The following is a 17,536-nucleotide window of genomic DNA, read 5'->3' on the forward strand; positions in this document are numbered from 1 at the left end:
TCCCGCCCGTCCTTTTTGGACGGGCGGGACGCCCATCCCACAAACTTGTGGAAGTTATTTAATTCTCATTCCTATCACCCCATTTTTTTCTTCTTCCAAGCCTCGACAAACGGCAAAAACACCGACACCAACTCCTGCCGGTTCATCACCAAAGTCGGATAAGAAATCCTACCGTAATTCTTCCCCACTTCCAGCGGAAAAATCGCCTGGGACTCCAGCGGTAGCCAAACCGCACCAGCAGCCTTCACAATTACCCAACTCCCGGCAATATCCCAAATTTTCGGTGTTGCTTCCACTCCTCCCAACACCGTACCCGAAGCCACCGTCAAAAAATTGTAACTAGCCATACCCAACATCCGAACTTTACTCGGAAGATGAGGCCCGATTCCCACACTCCGCGAACACAAATTAAAAAAATGATTTCCGCTCATTTTATCAGCACTCGGCCGAATTGGCTGCCCGTTTAAAAACGCACCTTGAGGCATATTGTCAAACACGCCGCCCGCCAAATCAGGTGCATAAAAACCGTGAAAAGACTGATTAATGGGCGGCAAATGCACGCAGCCAAAAACCGGAGTTCCGCGATACAACAAACCCAAAGAAATACCCCAAATCGGAATTCCCCTAGCAAAATTAGTTGTCGCATCCAAAGGATCGACAACCCAACACCATTCAGTATCTGGGAAAACCTGTTCTCCTTCCTCGCTCAAAATGCCGTGGCTGGGAAAAGTAGATGCGATCGCACTTCTAATTTCCGCATCAGCCCACTTATCGGATTTCGTCACCAAACTCCCGTCATCCTTCTCATCGGCTTGCACGGAACCAAAATCTTGCAACAACTGCTGTCCGACTCTCTCGACAGTAACCCGTGCAAAACTTAAAATAGAATCCCAAAAATTAGTCATTATTATTCGTTATTAGTTATTGGTTATGGATTATTGGAACTAACAACCGCCCCAGGCTTTCCTGACAACTGACACCTGCTTTCCTGTCAACTGCCAGAGGCTTTCCTGACAAAACATCAGTCTAATTCATTTTCAAGAATAGTTGCGATCGCACTTTTAGCATTATCCTGAAACTCCCCAACATCCACCCTACCCAACAGCCAAACAGCCAGAATCATACCCACCGCCGGCACAGCAAAAACCAACCCATAAGCCAGCATCGGCACCCCAAATAAACTTCTGCCCAAATCCAAAATAGCACCGCCGCTAACCGTCGCCACACCACGGGCCATAGCCTGCGACAAACCCCAAGCGCCAATAAAAGTCCCAGCAGTTTCCGCAGCAGTCAAATCCAACATCAAACTCAGCGCACCCGTCGTCGTAATTCCCGAAGAAAAACCAAACAACATTAAAGCCGACTTAAACACAATTGGATTTCCTGTGAATCCAGATAAAATAATTAAACTCAAACAAGTCGCCACCGACAAACAGCCCAACCTAATCGTATTTTGCTTGCCAATTCGCGGCACAATTAAAAAACCAGTTGCGCTCAAACCGATCAGAGTACCAGTACCATAAATAGCATTCAACCGAGTAGTTTCCGAAATCGGCATCTTAAAAATTTCCCCGCCGTAAGGTTCCAAAACCGCATCCTGCATAAACAAGCAAATTGTCATAACCAGCAGGAAAGTAAAAAACAAACCGGTTTGGCGGCTAGCAGTCAAAATCCGCAGCGCACTTCCCAGAGTAATTTTATCTTCTCGGTTCACTGCGCTCGATCGCACCCCGTACCGCGAATATTTTTTCTCAACCCCAAAAGTCGCAATCCCCACCAACAGCAAAACAAGAGCCGGCACCTTCACAAACAAACCATTAATCGAAGCCTGCAACACTTCCCGCGGTACATCCCCATCAATTTGTTTCAGCAAACCGCTGCTAACAATCGCCCCGATAATAATACCAACCATCAGCATCGACCACACCACACCAACCAACTTCGAGCGATCCTCCTCATCGGAAACATCCACCAACAAAGCAGCAAAAGGAGTCGAACTCGAACAAATAGCAATACCGTAAAGCGCAAAAATCAAACCCAACAAACCCACCCAACCGTAAGTAGGAGTCGTCCACCCCACAGCCTCCAAACTGTCGCCCAAGCCCCACATCACCTGCACCGCCAAAAAAGCAGAAATCACAAACAGAACCCCCCCCATCCACACATAACCTGTGCGGTGATGGCCAAACAACGGCCTAGCATCAGACATTTGCCCGAACCACACCCTAGCCGGCGCCACAAACTGGTGCATCGCCAGCGTACCAGCCACCACAGTAGCCGGAATCGCCAACTCCTTAATCATGACGCGATTGAGCACCCCCAGGGTCAAAATCGACATCATGCCCAATCCCATCTGAAACAAACCCAACCGGAACATGGTCAGCAGGGTAACTCTCTTGATAGCAGGAGTCGCGGAATCTGTTAATCTTGAATCTGGCAAACGGTCGATCGACATAACTATTCAAATAAACACAGCATTTGAATTTATAGTAACTGAGATATAGCAACCTGCCGCCTTTCCTCCCCCGGCTAGAAGCTCGATCGCGATTATTCGTATAAATTCATATAAAAATAAAGAGAATCAATAACCGTGGATTTACCAACCGTGACAACCATTACCCTAGGACAAAATGGCCCAGCCGTCATTCCCCTGTGCGTCGGAACTTGGGCTTGGGGCGACAAACTATTTTGGAACTACGGCAGCAACTACGGCGCAGCCGAAGTCGAAGCAGCATTCAAAACATCCCTAGACAGCGGAGTCAACTTTTTCGACACAGCCGAAGTCTACGGTAACGGCTTGTCAGAAGAATTACTGGGGCAGTTTCTCAAAAAAACCACCCAACCCGTGCAAATAGCCACCAAATTCGGTCCCCTACCTTGGCGGATTACAGGAAAATCAGTTTCCGACGCTTTGAGTGCCAGCTTAAAACGCTTGCAAGTAGAACAAATAGCCCTCTACCAAGTGCACTGGCCGTTCACTTTTTTACTCAGTCAAGAAACCCTGATGAACGCCTTAGCCGATGAAGTAAAAAAAGGCAGAATTCAAGCAGTAGGAGTCAGCAACTATTCAGCAGAACAGATGCGCGAAGCCCACAAAATACTAGCAGCCAGAGGCGTTCCCCTAGCAACAAATCAAGTCCGCTACTCATTGCTGTCGCGGCAAGTAGAAAAACAAGGAATTGTGAGTGCAGCCCGATCCTTGGGAGTAACAATTTTAGCTTACAGCCCCTTAGCCCAAGGATTGCTAACCGGGAAATATACAGCCCAAGAACAACCTACAGGAGCTCGCAAAATGGACTCCCGCTTCAGCAAAAGCGGCCTCGAAAAAATTGAATTAGTCATGTCTACCCTGCGGAAAATGGGCAAAAAGCGCGATCGCACGCCCGCCCAAGTAGCCCTCAACTGGCTAATCGCCCAAAACAAAGTAATCCCAATTCCCGGCGCCAAAACCGCAAAACAAGCCCAAGAAAACGCAGGCGCATTAGGCTGGACTTTAAGCCAAGATGAAGTCAACCAACTAGAACTAATGACTCGTCCCTGGCTAGAATAAACCTGTTAATAGTTGAGTGTTCACTGTTGACTGTTCGCTGTTCGCCGTAGGTTGGGTTTTACTTCACTCTACCCAACCTACAGTTCACTTTCTTCTCCCCTCTTCCTTCTTCCTTCTTCCTGACATCCGTTACATCCGTTACAAAATCCGTTGCCGAACTTCGTCTTACTATGAAAATCTTAACTGACTGGGGCTTCACGCGCGAAGGCTGGCGCAATAACAGCCGCGGCGAATATTTAGTTTTGCTTCAAGGAGCATTGCTAGCAGGATTTGCAATCTTACCAGTTTATCAACTGCCAGGATTAAAAATTGAATCAACTCAATTACTTGCTCTTACTTGGAATGTAGCAAGTATTCTCGGCTTAGGCGGATTAATTTTAATCATCAAAGGATTGATAGACTTAGGAAAAAACCTCACACCTTTACCGTATCCCATAGAAAACGGAGAATTAGTCCAAACAGGCATTTACGGAATAGTGCGGCATCCATTATACAGTGGCTTAATTTTAGCCGCCCTCGGCTGGACACTTTTTCAAATGAGCTTATCCCACTTAATAGCCAGCGCCATATTAATAATATTTTTGGACATCAAAGCCAATCGAGAAGAAACCTGGTTAACCGAAAAATATCCAGACTATTCAGATTACCAGCAGCGAGTCAAAAAAATAATTCCCGGCATCTATTAACATTTCCACATTCATCGGCGTTAATTCGCGTTAATCTGCTTAGATCAGGAGTCAAAAAAATGCATCTCAAAAACAGACAACTTACACTGCTAGCATTAACACTATTTTTATGCTTATCAACAGCAATTAATGGATGTAACTTTTTTATCACAAAACCCTTTCAACTTCCCGCCTCAGCCAAACAAGAACCCTGGCCTATTCAAACAGGCCTCCGATTAGGCATCCTCCGCTCCAAGATACCAACAGTCAACCGCATAGTTCTAGTACCCGACGAAGCTACATTCTTAGCAGCAATCCAAAAATGGAATCTCAAAGGAAACTGGCCTATTCTCATCGAAGACGACAAATATGCGCCCATGTTTTTGCAGCGCTTTCAAGCCGAAGAAATAGTCCGTTTGCCAAGCATCAAAGAGGAACTGCCAAAAGGTAAACAACTCCAAGAATTAATGCTGAACGCCGCAGCACTAGCCTGGAATGCCACCGATACTCAAACCTTAAAAGCAAAATGGACGCAACTCGGCTGGGAACCCCCAGGAGTAGTAATCACATCAGAGAACGACCCCGCACGCTTAGCAGCAGTTGCCTTAGCAGCCGCTCACGGCCAACCTTTAGTATTTTTAGAAGGCAACTTCGGAAAACCCAACCAGAGCCTCAATAAAACACGGTGGACAGCTCTGCAAATAGCAATTACAAAAGCCGTCGAATCTACCGGATTTTTTTATTCTCAACTCGCAGACCCGATCGACACAATAACCATTGTACGCGAACTAGCAGTAAAATATCAATCCCCTCAAAAGAAAGACGAACAATTAGCTGTTACCGACGGTTTGGGACGGCACATCAACGGCGAACGCTGGGCGGCTGTCGGCTGGATTTTCGGCTCGGAGGTGCGATCAATCTATCAAGCCATGTGTTCCATATTTCTAGACAGCCAAACAGCCATGCTTTATGACAGTTACCCCAAGGAAGGAAATTGGGAAAAATATGAAATGGAGGAAGCAGCTACCGAACTAAAAACCCTAGGTTTGGATGTCGAAGTAGTGCAGCGACCAGAATCTAGCCTGGAAAAGTGGCGGAGTTTAGTCTCAAAACCGTGGACATTTGACTTAATATTAATGAATTCCAAAGGCTATCCAAAATCATTCCAAGTCGGCAACGGCGACGCTTCAGTTGAAGATATACCAAAAGTCGTATTTCCCACAGCAATCCACATGATTCACAGTTGGTCAGCCTCAGATCCAGATAACACAAACACCGTTAGCGGAAGGTGGTTAGTAAATGGTGCTTACGCGTATGTCGGCAGCGTCCACGAACCTTTTTTATCGGCATTTATTCCAGCTAAATTAATGGTCGATCGCCTGAAGCGAGGAGCACCCTTTTTAATAGCAGCACGCCAGCTAGAATCCCCTCCCTGGAAAGTCGCCACCATCGGCGATCCGCTAATGTTGATCACCAAACCTAGACAAAGGATTCCGCCCACTAAACAACCCCTATAGGATGATTTTAGATTTTCTATCTAAGATTGCTGTTTTTAATAGACAAGATTGGAAGCATTCGCTCTCCAATCTTGAAATACATCGGCGTTCCGAAGCGTTGCTCTGCGGTTTCCCGATCGATCAAAAATTGAGGCAATAAGTCTAATGCAAAAGAGCGAATCGCTAATTATTGAATCAGAAGGTTGAGTTTCACTAATTTCTCCCCAATCTACAGCTCATTGATGCGCTTATGCGATCGCCCTAAGCGCCAAAACTACAAATATAGTTAATTAGGACGATCGCGAGAGTGTATCTAAGTTTGAATGTAAGTGAGTATACAATCACGCCAAATCAGCCGGTCCTCAGAATCAGTCATTCCACCCCAGCCGCCCGCCCCTAAAATCCGCCCTAAAATACGGCTTAATTAACTTGTCAATTCCCCTAAAATCACTCACAATTAAAATAAGAAATAAAATGTAATATTTATCTCACTTCTCACAGAAGAATTAACCGCTAAATGAGAGCCACCCATCCTGTGGATCTGTCGCCAACCGGCCCAACCGCAGCAACTCCCCAAGCCTCGCGCCTAAGCCCGCTGTTCAACCGCCTGCACCCAAGCCCAGAAACCCTCCTGCTCATCCTCTCCCTAGTCATCGGGGGAGTTACGGGCGTAGGCGTCGTCACCTTTCACTATCTCATCCACTTCATCCACAGCCTGATGCTGCAAGACTTCATGGGGGCGATCGCCTCGAAAGGCTCTTGGACGCTAGCCTGCATTCCCACCCTCGGCGGAGTCATCATCGGGCTGATGCGCTGGCGATTTCGGGACTTTGGCCCGAATATGTCTTCCTTAATTGCAGCCACCCGCGGGCTGCAAGAACTCTCCCCCCTCAAACCCATCACCAAAATGATGGCAGCCTCAGTTTCCCTCGGCACCGGCGCCTCCCTCGGCCCGGAAGCCCCCAGCGTCGAAATCGGCGCTAATTTTGGAATGCTGCTGGCTCAAGTTTTGCAGCTCTCGCCAGAACGGCAGCGCTTGCTCCTGGGCGCCGGAGCTGCTGCGGGTTTATCTGCCGGGTTTAACTCTCCCATCGCCGGAGTGTTCTTTGCCTTAGAAGTCGTGCTCGGCAGCACCTTCGCCACTTCCTCAGTCAGTGTTGTCTTGCTCTCGGCCGTAGTTTCGGCGCTCATCGCTCAAATCTGCTTGGGAGCTCAGCCGGCTTTTTCTTTGCCGATCTACGATGTCCGCAGCCCCCTAGAACTGCCTTTGTACATGGGATTGGGACTTTTGGCGAGCGGAGTGTCTCTAGCCTACACAGAAGCAATTCAATTAGCCGATCGCTGTTTTCAAGGAAAAGTCCGAGGATTTGCTTGGCTCGGACGACTGCCCCGGCCGCTTCACCCGATCGTCGGCGGGGCCTGCGTCGGCTTAGTCGCCCTGCAATTGCCTCAAATTTTGGGTGTCGGCTACGAAACTGTCCAAGCAATGCTCCAAGATGTTAAATTTTCCTTGCCTTTGCTGCTGCAGCTGCTGTTTGTCAAACTGGCGGTGACAGCAATCAGCCTCGGCAGCGGTTTAGTGGGCGGCATCTTCGCTCCGGCGATGTTTTTGGGAGCTTCCCTGGGTTCGGCTTACGGCCTCTTTTTGGAAATGCTGCCAGCAATGAGCGATCGAGTCGCGGGCCCTGCCGCCTACGCAATGGTAGGAATGGCCGCCGTCCTCGCCGGCAGCGCCAGAGCACCGCTGACAGCCATCCTATTAATGTTTGAATTAACCCGCGATTACCGGATTGTCTTGCCTTTGATGGCAGCAGTGGGATTGAGCGTTTGGCTGGTGGAGTTTGTCAACCGCCGATCGACAGCCCACAGCCTCAACCTTCAGCAAATGGGCGTAGACGTGGCTGTCAATACACCGATCAAAGCCAGAGAACAGTTGCAAGATTGGGAAGATGTTCTGGGCGATCGCATCGTCACAGAACTGATTTCTTGCCCAATTCCCATTGAGGACGAACACAGCGACGATGAGCCTGTGCTGGCGATCGCTAATTCACATTTGCCGGAAAATGTCAAACCATTACCTGAAACAAAATCAGCAGTTTGACTGCTGTCAGATCCCGTTGCTTCGTCACAAAACCAATAACCTCAAAGCTAAATCTGACAACTATGATATTTATCAACCCTAAAACCGATTACGCCTTCAAAAAAATATTCGGTTCCTCAGAAAGCAAAGACATTCTAATTAGCTTTCTCAACGCTCTAATTTATGAAGGCAATCCCACGATTGAAGACTTAGAAATTATCAACCCGAATCTGCCGCCCAAACTCGAAGGCTTAAAAGATACTTATCTGGATGTGAAAGCCAAACTCAGCGATGGCACTTTAGTAATTATTGAAATGCAAGTGCTCAACGTCCAGTCTTTTGGGAAACGAGTTTTGTACAATGCAGCGAAGACTTACGCTTTTCAATTGGAAGCAGCCCAAGGATATCGAATGCTGAAGCCAGTAATTGCTCTGACAATTACTGATTTTGAAATGTTTCCTAACAGCCCAGAATTTATTTCCCGATTTGTGTTCAAAGAAGTCAAGACTAATTTGACTTATCCCGAAAACGAGCTGGATTTAGTGTTTGTAGAGTTGCCAAAGTTTACCAAAGGACAGGAGGAACTTGAAACTTTAGCAGACAAATGGATTTATTTTATGAAAAATGCGAGAAATCTGACATCGATTCCAGAAACAATGGATAGCATACCAGAAATACATGAAGCTTTTAATATTGCGAATCAAGCCAGTTTGAGCCGAGAGGAAGTGGAAGATTTGGACAGAAGAGAACAGTTTATTTATGACCAACAGGGAGCAATTATTAAGGCTGTTCAGGACGGCATAGAACAAGGCATAGAACAAGGCATAGAACAAGGAATGCGAGAAAAGGCGATCGCGATCGCCAGACAATTAATTTCACAGCTAGATAATGCAATGATTAGTCAAGTTACCGGGCTTAGCATTGAGGAGGTGCAAAATTTGCGCTCGGGCGATTGATAGTTTAAAGTAATTGCGTACAGGGAGTAGACCTAGACATAGTGATGAACGATTTTTGATTATGGATTCTATAAAAAAACTATTGAGCCTCGATATTGATGAAAATTTAATTTATGCTACCGAAGCATCTCTACCTCGGCAAGCTGACTTTTTAGTGGGGCAATATCACATTTACAAAAGACCGTTTCTTAATGTATTTTTGAAAAATTGCCTAGACTGGTTTGAGGTGGCAGTTTGGACATCTTCTACGCCGTCTTATGCGATAGCAATTGTGTCAGCAATCTTTGAAAATCTTAAAACTTTATCGTTTGTGTGGGCAAGCGCTCGCTGCACAGTTGCTTACGATCTTGAACGGTTTGAATATTACAATCGCAAAAATATAAAAAAGGTCAAGCGCAAAGGCTATCGTCTAGAGTCAATCATTGCAGTGGATGATACACCTTAAAAGTGGGAGCGCCGCTATGGCAATCTGGTGCGAGTAAACCCCTTTGAGGGAGAGGAGACGGATGATGAATTGAAGTATTTGCTGCTTTACTTGGATAAACTCAGATATGAAGAAAATATCCGCAGTGTCGAGAAAAGGTTCTGGCGAAATCGGCTTACCCGATCCATCCGTGAGTCATATCAAATCCGTTGACATCGGAATTATGCATCTCTCTCTTCTCTTTCTCTGTGTCCTCTGTGCCCTCTGTGGTTTAATCATTCCGATATAACCGGAATTGATATCAGATATCTCAAACACTTCCTCAAGTCGCATAACAAATCGATGAAGCCGACGGCATGAATATCTTGGTGCTGAGTTTGATGTTACTTGCCGTCGCCTTACGCCCACCCTCAACCCCTCGACATCGCAGACAGTGGCGCTACCCTCAAATCTGCTCTAAAATAATCAAAAATTATAAACAACAAGCCCAGAGGCGCTGAGGTGACTCCTAACGAGGGAACGGCAAACAGCAAAAGTCAGAAAATACCCGGTAAAACCCCCTTGGGTTCTAGTTACTACGGCTTGTTAGGGCTGCATCCTTCCGCATCGCCGATCGAAATTCGCCGATCGTACCGGGAACGGAGCAAACTCTACCATCCCGATACCACCGACCTGCCGCCCGCAGTCGCTACCGCCAAATTTCAGCAGCTCAACAACGCCTACGCCACCCTCAGCAACCCAGAACGTCGCCTCGCCTACGACCTCAAAATAGGCTATTCTCGCCTGAACGTGATTCAGTCGCCGCCCGGTTTCAATACTCCGGTTTCGGGCTCGGGCAAAAAAACTTCCAACTCCGCTTACCTAGACCCCACGGATCGACCTCTTTCCCCCGGAGAAATGTTCGCCCTGTTTATCATGGGAGCTAGCTTAATCGGATGTTTGGTACTGGCGATCGCGATCGGCTTAATTCGCGGCAATTAAAGCCTCAAATCCCAAATCTCCAATCCTCAATCCTCAATCCTCAATCCTCCATCCTCAATCCTCCATCCCCAATCTAAAATCTAAAATCTAAAATCTAAAATCCCATGACTCTTCCTTCCGCTGACACTCCTTTGTACAACCATCCGCTGCCGTCCATCGAGCAGTGGCTAATCAGCCGTGGCTGCCAGCAAGACCGGCGAGAACTCCACTGCTGGCAGATCGATCGACCTACCTGGAAAGCAGAACTATCCCTCGATATCGACCAACTCACCATCCGTTACATCGAGGCTGGAGCCGACGGCCAAGATATTCAGCGAGCCTTCAAATACTCCCTCTCGCGTCAGGACATTGAAGCTGCCGTTTTCTCCGGCCCCTAATTTGATTTTAGATTTTAGATTTTAGATTTGTCCTCCAATCTAAAATCTAAAATCGTTATGTTGAGCAAAAGATGAGTGAAATTGGTATTAGATTTTAGATGGGGAATCCAGGTAAGAAGCATTAAGCGTGCAAGCATTTACATGGGATTGCGATCGTCCCGCTCGCTGTATTCTGCTGTGCGGGACGCTCGCAGGTCGTAAAAACGTTTTTTACCGAAAAACTGGGTTTAAAGCCTCGCCCATAAGCGGGCGACTTTTCTTCCTGCAACCTATCGATCCAGTCTTCAATCAATTGAGTCATGGTCTTGCGCTTTTGTTTGGCAACCCTTCTGAGTTTTTCAAGTCTTTCAGAATCGACTCGTACACTCAATCTCTCTTTCATATTGCTATCCAATGGCTACCCATTTCTGCCCTGAATGGGAAGCATGAAAACCCTGAAGTTTAAGTTCTACAAACACAAGCGGAATAGATACCTCAAGCGCACAATCAACGCTGCTGGAGCGATCTATAACCATTGCATTGCTCTCCACAAGCGGTATTACCGGATGTGGGGCAAGCATTTAAACTGTGCCAAACTTCAGTCTCATGTTGCCAAACTAAGAAAGCGTAATCCATTGTGGCAATCTGTAGGTTCTCAAGCGGTACAAGATATCTGCCAACGCATTGAGAAAGCCTACCAATTGTTTTTTAAGCACAACAAAAAAAAGTTAGACCACCAGGATTTAAAAAGGTCAAAAAGTACAAATCATTCACCCTTAAAGCCCGTGCATGGTACAAGTTTTTGGGTGGAAATAGGGTAAAAATTGGGAGTCGAGTTTATCAATTTTGGAAATCCAGAGAGATAGAGGGGACGGTCAAAACACTAACCATAAAACGCACACCATTGGGTGAATTGTTTATGGTTGTGGTTGTTGATGACGATAGTAATCCAGAAATCGAAGTTAAGACAGGTAAAATCGCTGGCTTTGATTTTGGATTGAAGACATTCCTCACCTGCTCAGAGGGTTCCAAAATCGAATCTCCCCAATTTTTTAAACAGTCACTTAACGCGATAAAAAAGGCGAGTAGGCAGCATTCTAAGAAGTTAAAAGGCTCCTCCAACCGCGAAGGAGCAAGGAAAAACTTGGTACGCAAGTATGAGGATATTTCTAATCGTCGGCGTGATTGGTTTTGGAAGTTAGCTCATGAGTTAACAGACAAGTTTAATATTCTCTGTTTTGAGACTTTGAACCTCAAAGGGATGCAACGACTTTGGGGGAGGAAGATATCAGATTTAGCCTTGGGCGAGTTTTTGCAAATCCTAGAATGGGTTGCCAAGAAGAAAGGCAAGCAATTGGTATTTGTGGATCAGTGGTATCCATCCACCAAGACTTGTTCGGGTTGTGGACATATCCTAGAAATTTTAAATTTGTCCGTTAGAGAATGGCGTTGTCCATCCTGTCAATCAATTAATGGCAGGGATGAAAACGCCAGTCGTAATATTTGTGCAGTCGGGGCATCGACTGTTGGCTATAGTGATGTAAGTCGGGCTACGCCTGCAATTGCTGTTTGAAGCTAGAATCCCCACCCTTTAAGGGTGGGGAGTATGTCAATTTCATGGAGATGCTCCATCAGAATCCACACCTACTTGGAAACTGAAAAATCAACCAAAAAATCTCAAATCTAAAATCCCAAATCCCAAATCGTTACACTTTGCCAAATCGGCGGCTGCGCTGCTGATAATCAGACAAAGCGCGGTGAAACTCCGATCGATCAAAATCCGGCCACAGCGTCTCAGTAATGTAAATTTCCGAATAAGCCATTTGCCATAGCAGAAAATTGCTCAACCGCATTTCCCCGCTCGTCCGGATCAGCAAATCCGGGTCACAAATATCAGCAGTATACAAATAGCGTTTAAATAAAACCTCATCAATCTCCTCCGGCTGCAACTTGCCCTCTTGCACCTGAGTGGCGATCGCCCGACAAGCTTGTACAATCTCCTGACGCCCCCCGTAATTCGTCGCCACCGTAAACAGAATCCCCTGATTGTGCTGAGTTGCCGTCACAGAACGCTCGATTTCCGCCTGCAAAGACTTCGGCAAAGCCTGCAAATTCCCCATAAATTGAATTTGCACGTCCTCGTCCACCATCTCCCGCAATTCTTGCCGCAGCTTACCCTCAAACAAACTCATTAAAAAATCCACCTCCCCGGCCGGCCGCCCCCAATTCTCCGTCGAAAAAGCATAGGCCGTTAAAGCTGGAATCCCCCAATCTTTGCAGCAGCGCAGCAGTTCCTTCAGAGCGCTAGCTCCTCGGCGGTGTCCCGCAATCCGCGGCAACCCCTTCTTCTTAGCCCAGCGCCCGTTCCCATCCATAATCACTGCTATGTGCTTAGGCAGTAGTTCTTGTTGCAGATCCGCCGGCAACTTTTCCAAGCAAATTCCTTGACTCATGGTTTCTCCCGATTACCCGACTAACGGCGCAGTATCCGTTTTAACAGCGTCACTCCCTTCAATCCTATCTGGCGTCCGAGATTGCCGATCGGAATTGGAGCCACAGCTCTTTCTCCGTCCGACGGAAACAGCTTTGCTTCCAGCAATTCCTTAAGTTTGCTGCTAGTCAAAGGTCGATTTAAAGTTCCCATCTGCGCCAGAGAAATAGAACCCGTTTCCTCCGACACAACCACGCACACGCAAGCTTGTACCCGTTCCGTAATCCCCATCGCCGCCCGGTGGCGGGTTCCCAACTGCCGCGACGCGCTGCGATCGGACAAAGGCAAAATTACCCCCGCCGACACGATCCGCGAAGCTCGAATCAAAACAGCTCCGTCGTGCAGCAAAGTTTGTGGCTGAAATATCGTCTGCAACAATTCCTTAGAGACTTCAGCATTTAGCTTCACCCCCGGCACGGAAAAATCTCGATCGTCGATCGGAGAATCTGTTTCTATAATTAGTAAAGCGCCCGTGCGGTTTTGCGAAAGTTCTTTTACTGCGTCCACAATTTCATCTATTACGCTGTCCGGTTCCGGAGTTGGTCGGCGATCGCGTCCAAACAATTGCCGAAATTCCCCCCGACCCAATTGTTCCAGAAATCGGCGAAACTCCGACTGCAATATTACCGCCATTGCCACAGCCGAACCCGTCACCAAGCTGTTGAGGGCAACGTGCAACAGCCTCAATCCAGCCCAGTTGCTCACCGCCGCCGCCAGCATCAAAATGATAAATCCCCGTACCATCCACAGCGTTCTGCGCTCCCCAACAATGACGAGCACCAAATACGCAAGGGCAAAAACCAGTCCAATATCGATGCATTGAATCAATAAGGACTGAACGAGGCCAAAGTCATACCCAGATTGTTGATTGTTCATGGTTCATCGAACGCTACCGCCTGTGAACCGCGAACCGTGATGCACTCGAACCCATGAACCATGAACAGTTGTTATAAGGAATATGCTGAAAATCCCCGTGTTTTTAGACCGAGGAGTGTCAATCCAATCGCGTGACTGAACAAGGCAAAAGTTAAAAGTGAAAAAGCAATCATCACGAAGTAAACATGGATTGTCTTTCTTTTAACTTTTAACTTTTAACTTTTAACTTTTGAGATCCGAGTCGTTCAGGAAGGCGGTCAAGCCTCAGCAAATCCTGGTAAGTTTCCCGCTGTATAATCGTGTTAACTTCCCCATTTCTCACTAAAACCGCTGCCGGTCGGGGTACTCGGTTGTAGTTAGAAGCCATGCTGTAATTGTATGCCCCTGTGGCCGTAACCACGAGGACATCTCCGGCCTGACACTCTGGCAATTTGGCATCTTTAATCAGAACATCGCCTGACTCGCAGTGTTTCCCAGCAATTGTCACTGTTTCCGTTAATGGTGCAGACATTTTACCGGCTGCGATCACTCGATAAACTGATTGATAGGTAATAGGACGCGGATTGTCCGACATACCTCCATCCACAGCTAAATAAGTCCGCATTCCCGGAATGACTTTTTGAGAGCCAACCGTATAAGCAGTGACGCAGGCTGTACCGACGAGCGATCGACCCGGTTCGCAAAGCAATTTCGGTAATGGCAATTGCTGCCGCTCGCAAGCTGCTACCACTGCGGAGCAAATTGTACGAGCCCAATCTTCAATGCTGGGAGGATCGTCCGCTTCAGTATAGCGAATGCCCAACCCCCCGCCAATATTAATTTCTGTCGCTGGCAAACCATAACTAAGTGCTTTTGTCAAGGCCTGAATTATGACTTCGGCTAAATCGTCATGGGGTTGCAGTTCAAAAATCTGAGAGCCGATGTGAGCGTGCACTCCCACGCAAAATAAGGACGGCTGTTGGCTGATGAAAGTAAATACTCGATCGAGCGATTTGGGATCGAAGCCAAATTTACTGTCGATTTGACCCGTCTGAATGTACTCGTGAGTGTGACACTCAATTCCAGGAGTAAACCGCACCATAATTCGTGTCGGCCCACCTGTGAGGCTGCTGACACCCAATTTTCCCAACTCTGCTAGAGTCTCTAAATCCCGCCAATTGTCGGCTACGGTAATGCAGCCGCTTTCGACAGCTAGCTCGAGTTCCTCGCGGGACTTGTTGTTACCGTGGAAGTAGATTTTGTCGGGATCCACACCGGCTTGCAGTGCAGTGTGGATTTCGCCTGCAGATACGACATCTATTCCTAAACCTTCTTGGGCCGCGATCGCGCAAACTGCCAAACAACTCCAAGCTTTAGAAGCATAGAGCACTTGAGAAGATCCCGGATAGTAACGCCCGAAAGCATCCCGGTACTGGGCGCAAGCCGCCCGCAGCGTTTCTTCGTCTAAAATGTACAACGGCGAGCCAAATTGCTCTACCAAGGCTGTCACCTCGCAGCCTCCGATTTCCAACCGATCGCTGCTGTTGACACTGGCTGTCAGCGGTAACAGTTCTTGATTGGGCGATCGATTTTGCAGGGCCGGCTTCGACTCAGACAGATACTTAAGTCCCGATTCGACCCCGAAAGATTGAGTTGATACCATCGCGCAATAACTATCCTAGGTTATTAGTCAGCAGTCATTAATCAGCATTCAGGAGTCGGCAGTCATTAATCAGCAGTCAGCAGTCGGCAGTAGACTAATGTCTGGAGACTTGTGACTCATGACTCAAAACTAGCCACAAACAGCTAATCGCTACTGTGTTTTCCAGTGTACAATTTACAGCCGTGCGTTTTCTACAAATTAAACATCTCGCCGCAGAACACCTCAACAGTGCAGTCGAACTCGATCGCCTGTGTTTTGGCGGACTCTGGACTTTAGAAGGCTACGGGCGCGAGTTAGGCAGTCCTAACACCGATTTACTGGGTTTGTGGGCATCGGAAACCGGGGACTCCGCATCAGAAAGATTGGACAGCGAACTCGAGTCGATCGAGCCCAACAGCATTCTCAACTCAAAACCGCTCAGTGTTGAGACTTCCTCGCGGGCCACTCCCAACTCAAAACTTACCCCAACCCTGATCGGTTTGGGTTGCCTGTGGGCAATTTTAGAAGAAGCTCATATTACAATTTTGGCCATTCATCCTCGCTTTCAAGGTCAGGGTTTAGGACAAGCTCTGCTTTGGGCTTTACTAACAAAGGCTCACTCTAGACAATTAGAACGGGCAACTTTAGAAGTGCGGGACTCTAATTTAGCCGCAGTGTCTCTGTACAATAAATTTGGTTTTAAAGAGGCAGGCCGGCGGAAACGATACTACAAAGACACCGGAGAAGATGCTCTTATCATGTGGCGCAGCGGCCTAGAAAAACCCGAATTTAAGCTTTATTTGGCCGTTGAGAAAGTGCAAATTTGCGATCGGCTGCATCAGAAAAACTGGCATTTGGCGATCGATAGTTTTGAGTTGTGAATCTAATTTATTGCGAATTTAATAAGACTTATACCAAGTCACTATGAAGTTGCACTTAATATAGCTTCAAGGATATAGTCCCAACCACAGAGAGATAAAACTTCTTCATTAGTGAGAGATTTGATAATTCTATTTACCTGTTCTTTGAGTTAATCTAAACTCGAATAATTTTCCCACTTGAGGTCTTTTTTTGTATGCTCCCACAATCTTTCAATCGGATTTAATTCAGGGCTATAGGCTGGTAAATATATTGGCATTACATGGTCATCCCAGTCTAGTAATAGAGCTTTATGAAACCTACCATTATCCATGATAATTAGATGGAAATTCTCGCTCGTATTTTTGACCAAATTCCTTTAAAAACTCTTGAAAACAGTTGTAATTTAGCCGAGGAACTTCTTGATAATATTGTTCACCTGTTGCTGGCTCTACAACTCCATAAATATAATAATTTCCTCGTTTCCATTGCTTCTTGCCAATGGGTTTTACCCCCTTTAATGTAATCCTTCTGCCCTGATTAGTAATCAATCCAAATCTACTCTCATCCTGACACCATATCCTTACAGGCTTGGAGTTTCCGAAATATTTAATCATTACTTTGATGAGCTCACATAGTTTTTTTTTTGAAGCTTGCCTGCACCTCTTTGTTCGCTTTGTCACTTTGGGGTCTTGGGACTTTCAGGTCAGCTTTCAATTTATAATGAACTAGGTCATGTACCACTTTATAGCTCACTTTAATTCCGCATTCTTTTTCTAGCCATAGCTGTAATTTGCCATAACTTGTCTCCCCCTCTGGTTCTGGCAGTTTTTTGATTAATTTTTCTCTGACTTGGGGTGGTACATGTGGAGTCTTCCCGGGAGCTTTTTTTACTCTGAGTAATTCGGTAATTCCACGTTGTTTATATGTTTTCAACCAACGATATATTGTTGATTCATCTCGCTTCAGCATCCTGGCTAATTCTTCTCTTGTTTTGATTTTTTTGGTGGCAATCCAGTATAATAGCAGTAATTTTTCTTTACTTACTGCTGTTATAGCCCGTTCGAGTCGATGCTCTAGTTCCTCAAGCGTTTCCTGGATTTCTACCTGAAATTTGTTGGCCATATTGGATCTCCTCTACTTTAGCCTATATGAGCGTGTACCTTCATAGTGAATTGGTAT

19 protein-coding genes and 1 pseudogene are annotated in these 17,536 nt (G+C 46.6%); 11 read left to right on the forward strand and 9 right to left on the reverse strand.

Annotation, left to right across the window (positions count from 1 at the left end):
- Window positions 1-74 precede the first annotated feature (74 nt).
- Window positions 75-905 carry an inositol monophosphatase family protein gene (locus tag ACUVJL_RS12295; protein WP_445246103.1) on the reverse strand — a complete coding sequence of 277 codons (831 nt, stop codon included), beginning with the start codon at window positions 903-905 and terminating at the stop codon, window positions 75-77.
- Window positions 906-1,021: 116 nt separating this feature from the next.
- Window positions 1,022-2,455, reverse strand: a complete 1,434-nt coding sequence (locus tag ACUVJL_RS12300; RefSeq protein WP_445246104.1) for a BCD family MFS transporter — start codon at window positions 2,453-2,455, stop codon at window positions 1,022-1,024.
- A 150-nt stretch (window positions 2,456-2,605) separates the two neighbouring features.
- Here ACUVJL_RS12300 and ACUVJL_RS12305 point away from each other — a divergent pair, with 150 nt between their 5' ends.
- From ACUVJL_RS12305 to ACUVJL_RS12340, 8 genes are all read left to right on the forward strand, one after another.
- Complete coding sequence (locus ACUVJL_RS12305) at window positions 2,606-3,550, forward strand: aldo/keto reductase (RefSeq protein ID WP_445246120.1); 945 nt, start codon at window positions 2,606-2,608, stop codon at window positions 3,548-3,550.
- A gap of 170 nt (window positions 3,551-3,720) precedes the next feature.
- Window positions 3,721-4,236 (forward strand): methyltransferase family protein, encoded by a 516-nt coding sequence (locus ACUVJL_RS12310; protein WP_445246105.1) that lies wholly within the window; start codon window positions 3,721-3,723, stop codon window positions 4,234-4,236.
- A 59-nt stretch (window positions 4,237-4,295) separates the two neighbouring features.
- Window positions 4,296-5,732 carry a hypothetical protein gene (locus ACUVJL_RS12315; protein WP_445246106.1) on the forward strand — a complete coding sequence of 479 codons (1,437 nt, stop codon included), beginning with the start codon at window positions 4,296-4,298 and terminating at the stop codon, window positions 5,730-5,732.
- Between the two features lie 496 nt (window positions 5,733-6,228).
- Window positions 6,229-7,812, forward strand: coding sequence for a chloride channel protein (locus ACUVJL_RS12320; RefSeq protein ID WP_445246107.1), 1,584 nt, complete (start codon window positions 6,229-6,231; stop codon window positions 7,810-7,812).
- A 62-nt stretch (window positions 7,813-7,874) separates the two neighbouring features.
- Window positions 7,875-8,747, forward strand: a complete 873-nt coding sequence (locus ACUVJL_RS12325) for an Rpn family recombination-promoting nuclease/putative transposase (RefSeq protein ID WP_445246108.1) — start codon at window positions 7,875-7,877, stop codon at window positions 8,745-8,747.
- Between the two features lie 61 nt (window positions 8,748-8,808).
- Window positions 8,809-9,192, forward strand: a complete 384-nt coding sequence (locus tag ACUVJL_RS12330; RefSeq protein WP_445246109.1) for an NIF family HAD-type phosphatase — start codon at window positions 8,809-8,811, stop codon at window positions 9,190-9,192.
- Window positions 9,193-9,672: 480 nt separating this feature from the next.
- Window positions 9,673-10,152 carry a J domain-containing protein gene (locus ACUVJL_RS12335; RefSeq protein WP_445246110.1) on the forward strand — a complete coding sequence of 160 codons (480 nt, stop codon included), beginning with the start codon at window positions 9,673-9,675 and terminating at the stop codon, window positions 10,150-10,152.
- Window positions 10,153-10,256: 104 nt separating this feature from the next.
- A complete protein-coding gene (locus ACUVJL_RS12340) occupies window positions 10,257-10,529 on the forward strand; it encodes a DUF3143 domain-containing protein (protein ID WP_445246111.1) in 273 nt (90 codons plus the stop codon).
- Window positions 10,530-10,650: 121 nt separating this feature from the next.
- On the opposite strand, the gene ACUVJL_RS12345 is transcribed toward ACUVJL_RS12340, so the two are convergent.
- Window positions 10,651-10,830 (reverse strand): hypothetical protein, encoded by a 180-nt coding sequence (locus tag ACUVJL_RS12345; RefSeq protein WP_445246112.1) that lies wholly within the window; start codon window positions 10,828-10,830, stop codon window positions 10,651-10,653.
- 124 nt (window positions 10,831-10,954) lie between these two features.
- Here ACUVJL_RS12345 and ACUVJL_RS12350 point away from each other — a divergent pair, with 124 nt between their 5' ends.
- Together ACUVJL_RS12350 and ACUVJL_RS12355 are read left to right on the forward strand one after the other, a co-directional pair.
- Window positions 10,955-11,329, forward strand: a complete 375-nt coding sequence (locus tag ACUVJL_RS12350) for a hypothetical protein (RefSeq protein ID WP_445246113.1) — start codon at window positions 10,955-10,957, stop codon at window positions 11,327-11,329.
- Window positions 11,296-12,081: pseudogene (locus tag ACUVJL_RS12355) on the forward strand (RNA-guided endonuclease InsQ/TnpB family protein); the annotation flags it as partial. The gene ACUVJL_RS12350 and the pseudogene ACUVJL_RS12355, both read left to right, overlap by 34 nt.
- A gap of 133 nt (window positions 12,082-12,214) precedes the next feature.
- Here ACUVJL_RS12355 and ACUVJL_RS12360 read toward each other — a convergent pair.
- From ACUVJL_RS12360 to lysA, 3 genes are all read right to left on the reverse strand, one after another.
- Window positions 12,215-12,961, reverse strand: coding sequence for an isoprenyl transferase (locus ACUVJL_RS12360; RefSeq protein ID WP_445246114.1), 747 nt, complete (start codon window positions 12,959-12,961; stop codon window positions 12,215-12,217).
- A 20-nt stretch (window positions 12,962-12,981) separates the two neighbouring features.
- Complete coding sequence (gene cdaA, locus ACUVJL_RS12365; protein WP_445246115.1) at window positions 12,982-13,875, reverse strand: diadenylate cyclase CdaA; 894 nt, start codon at window positions 13,873-13,875, stop codon at window positions 12,982-12,984.
- Window positions 13,876-14,083: 208 nt separating this feature from the next.
- Entirely contained in the window at window positions 14,084-15,517 is a 1,434-nt protein-coding gene (lysA, locus tag ACUVJL_RS12370; protein ID WP_445246116.1) for a diaminopimelate decarboxylase, read from the reverse strand.
- Between the two features lie 182 nt (window positions 15,518-15,699).
- Between lysA and rimI the strand changes: the two genes are divergently transcribed.
- Complete coding sequence (rimI, locus tag ACUVJL_RS12375; protein ID WP_445246121.1) at window positions 15,700-16,377, forward strand: ribosomal protein S18-alanine N-acetyltransferase; 678 nt, start codon at window positions 15,700-15,702, stop codon at window positions 16,375-16,377.
- Between the two features lie 149 nt (window positions 16,378-16,526).
- Here the strand turns inward: rimI and ACUVJL_RS12380 are convergent, their stop codons facing one another.
- From ACUVJL_RS12380 to ACUVJL_RS12390, 3 genes are read right to left on the reverse strand one after another with little or no spacing between them, the layout of a single operon-like run.
- Window positions 16,527-16,688, reverse strand: a complete 162-nt coding sequence (locus ACUVJL_RS12380) for a transposase (protein WP_445246117.1) — start codon at window positions 16,686-16,688, stop codon at window positions 16,527-16,529.
- Entirely contained in the window at window positions 16,681-16,971 is a 291-nt protein-coding gene (locus ACUVJL_RS12385; RefSeq protein WP_445246118.1) for a transposase, read from the reverse strand. Before ACUVJL_RS12385 ends, ACUVJL_RS12380 begins: the two co-directional genes overlap by 8 nt.
- 13 nt (window positions 16,972-16,984) lie before the next feature.
- Window positions 16,985-17,479 carry a helix-turn-helix domain-containing protein gene (locus ACUVJL_RS12390; protein WP_445246119.1) on the reverse strand — a complete coding sequence of 165 codons (495 nt, stop codon included), beginning with the start codon at window positions 17,477-17,479 and terminating at the stop codon, window positions 16,985-16,987.
- Window positions 17,480-17,536 lie beyond the last annotated feature (57 nt).

The organism is Microcoleus sp. OTE_8_concoct_300 (assembly GCF_031383065.1).
Classification (GTDB): Bacteria; Cyanobacteriota; Cyanobacteriia; order Cyanobacteriales; family Microcoleaceae; genus Microcoleus.

What these genes read in the sequence shown, in the direction of transcription:
- ACUVJL_RS12295 (WP_445246103.1), bottom strand. Translation starts at nt 905, where the DNA reads ATGACTAATTTTTGGGATTCTATTTTAAGTTTTGCACGGGTTACTGTC.
- ACUVJL_RS12300 (WP_445246104.1), bottom strand. Translation starts at nt 2,455, where the DNA reads ATGTCGATCGACCGTTTGCCAGATTCAAGATTAACAGATTCCGCGACT.
- ACUVJL_RS12310 (WP_445246105.1), top strand. Translation starts at nt 3,721, where the DNA reads ATGAAAATCTTAACTGACTGGGGCTTCACGCGCGAAGGCTGGCGCAAT.
- ACUVJL_RS12315 (WP_445246106.1), top strand. Translation starts at nt 4,296, where the DNA reads ATGCATCTCAAAAACAGACAACTTACACTGCTAGCATTAACACTATTT.
- ACUVJL_RS12320 (WP_445246107.1), top strand. Translation starts at nt 6,229, where the DNA reads ATGAGAGCCACCCATCCTGTGGATCTGTCGCCAACCGGCCCAACCGCA.
- ACUVJL_RS12325 (WP_445246108.1), top strand. Translation starts at nt 7,875, where the DNA reads ATGATATTTATCAACCCTAAAACCGATTACGCCTTCAAAAAAATATTC.
- ACUVJL_RS12330 (WP_445246109.1), top strand. Translation starts at nt 8,809, where the DNA reads ATGGATTCTATAAAAAAACTATTGAGCCTCGATATTGATGAAAATTTA.
- ACUVJL_RS12340 (WP_445246111.1), top strand. Translation starts at nt 10,257, where the DNA reads ATGACTCTTCCTTCCGCTGACACTCCTTTGTACAACCATCCGCTGCCG.
- ACUVJL_RS12345 (WP_445246112.1), bottom strand. Translation starts at nt 10,830, where the DNA reads ATGACTCAATTGATTGAAGACTGGATCGATAGGTTGCAGGAAGAAAAG.
- ACUVJL_RS12350 (WP_445246113.1), top strand. Translation starts at nt 10,955, where the DNA reads ATGAAAACCCTGAAGTTTAAGTTCTACAAACACAAGCGGAATAGATAC.
- ACUVJL_RS12360 (WP_445246114.1), bottom strand. Translation starts at nt 12,961, where the DNA reads ATGAGTCAAGGAATTTGCTTGGAAAAGTTGCCGGCGGATCTGCAACAA.
- cdaA (WP_445246115.1), bottom strand. Translation starts at nt 13,875, where the DNA reads ATGAACAATCAACAATCTGGGTATGACTTTGGCCTCGTTCAGTCCTTA.
- lysA (WP_445246116.1), bottom strand. Translation starts at nt 15,517, where the DNA reads ATGGTATCAACTCAATCTTTCGGGGTCGAATCGGGACTTAAGTATCTG.
- ACUVJL_RS12380 (WP_445246117.1), bottom strand. Translation starts at nt 16,688, where the DNA reads ATGGATAATGGTAGGTTTCATAAAGCTCTATTACTAGACTGGGATGAC.
- ACUVJL_RS12385 (WP_445246118.1), bottom strand. Translation starts at nt 16,971, where the DNA reads ATGATTAAATATTTCGGAAACTCCAAGCCTGTAAGGATATGGTGTCAG.
- ACUVJL_RS12390 (WP_445246119.1), bottom strand. Translation starts at nt 17,479, where the DNA reads ATGGCCAACAAATTTCAGGTAGAAATCCAGGAAACGCTTGAGGAACTA.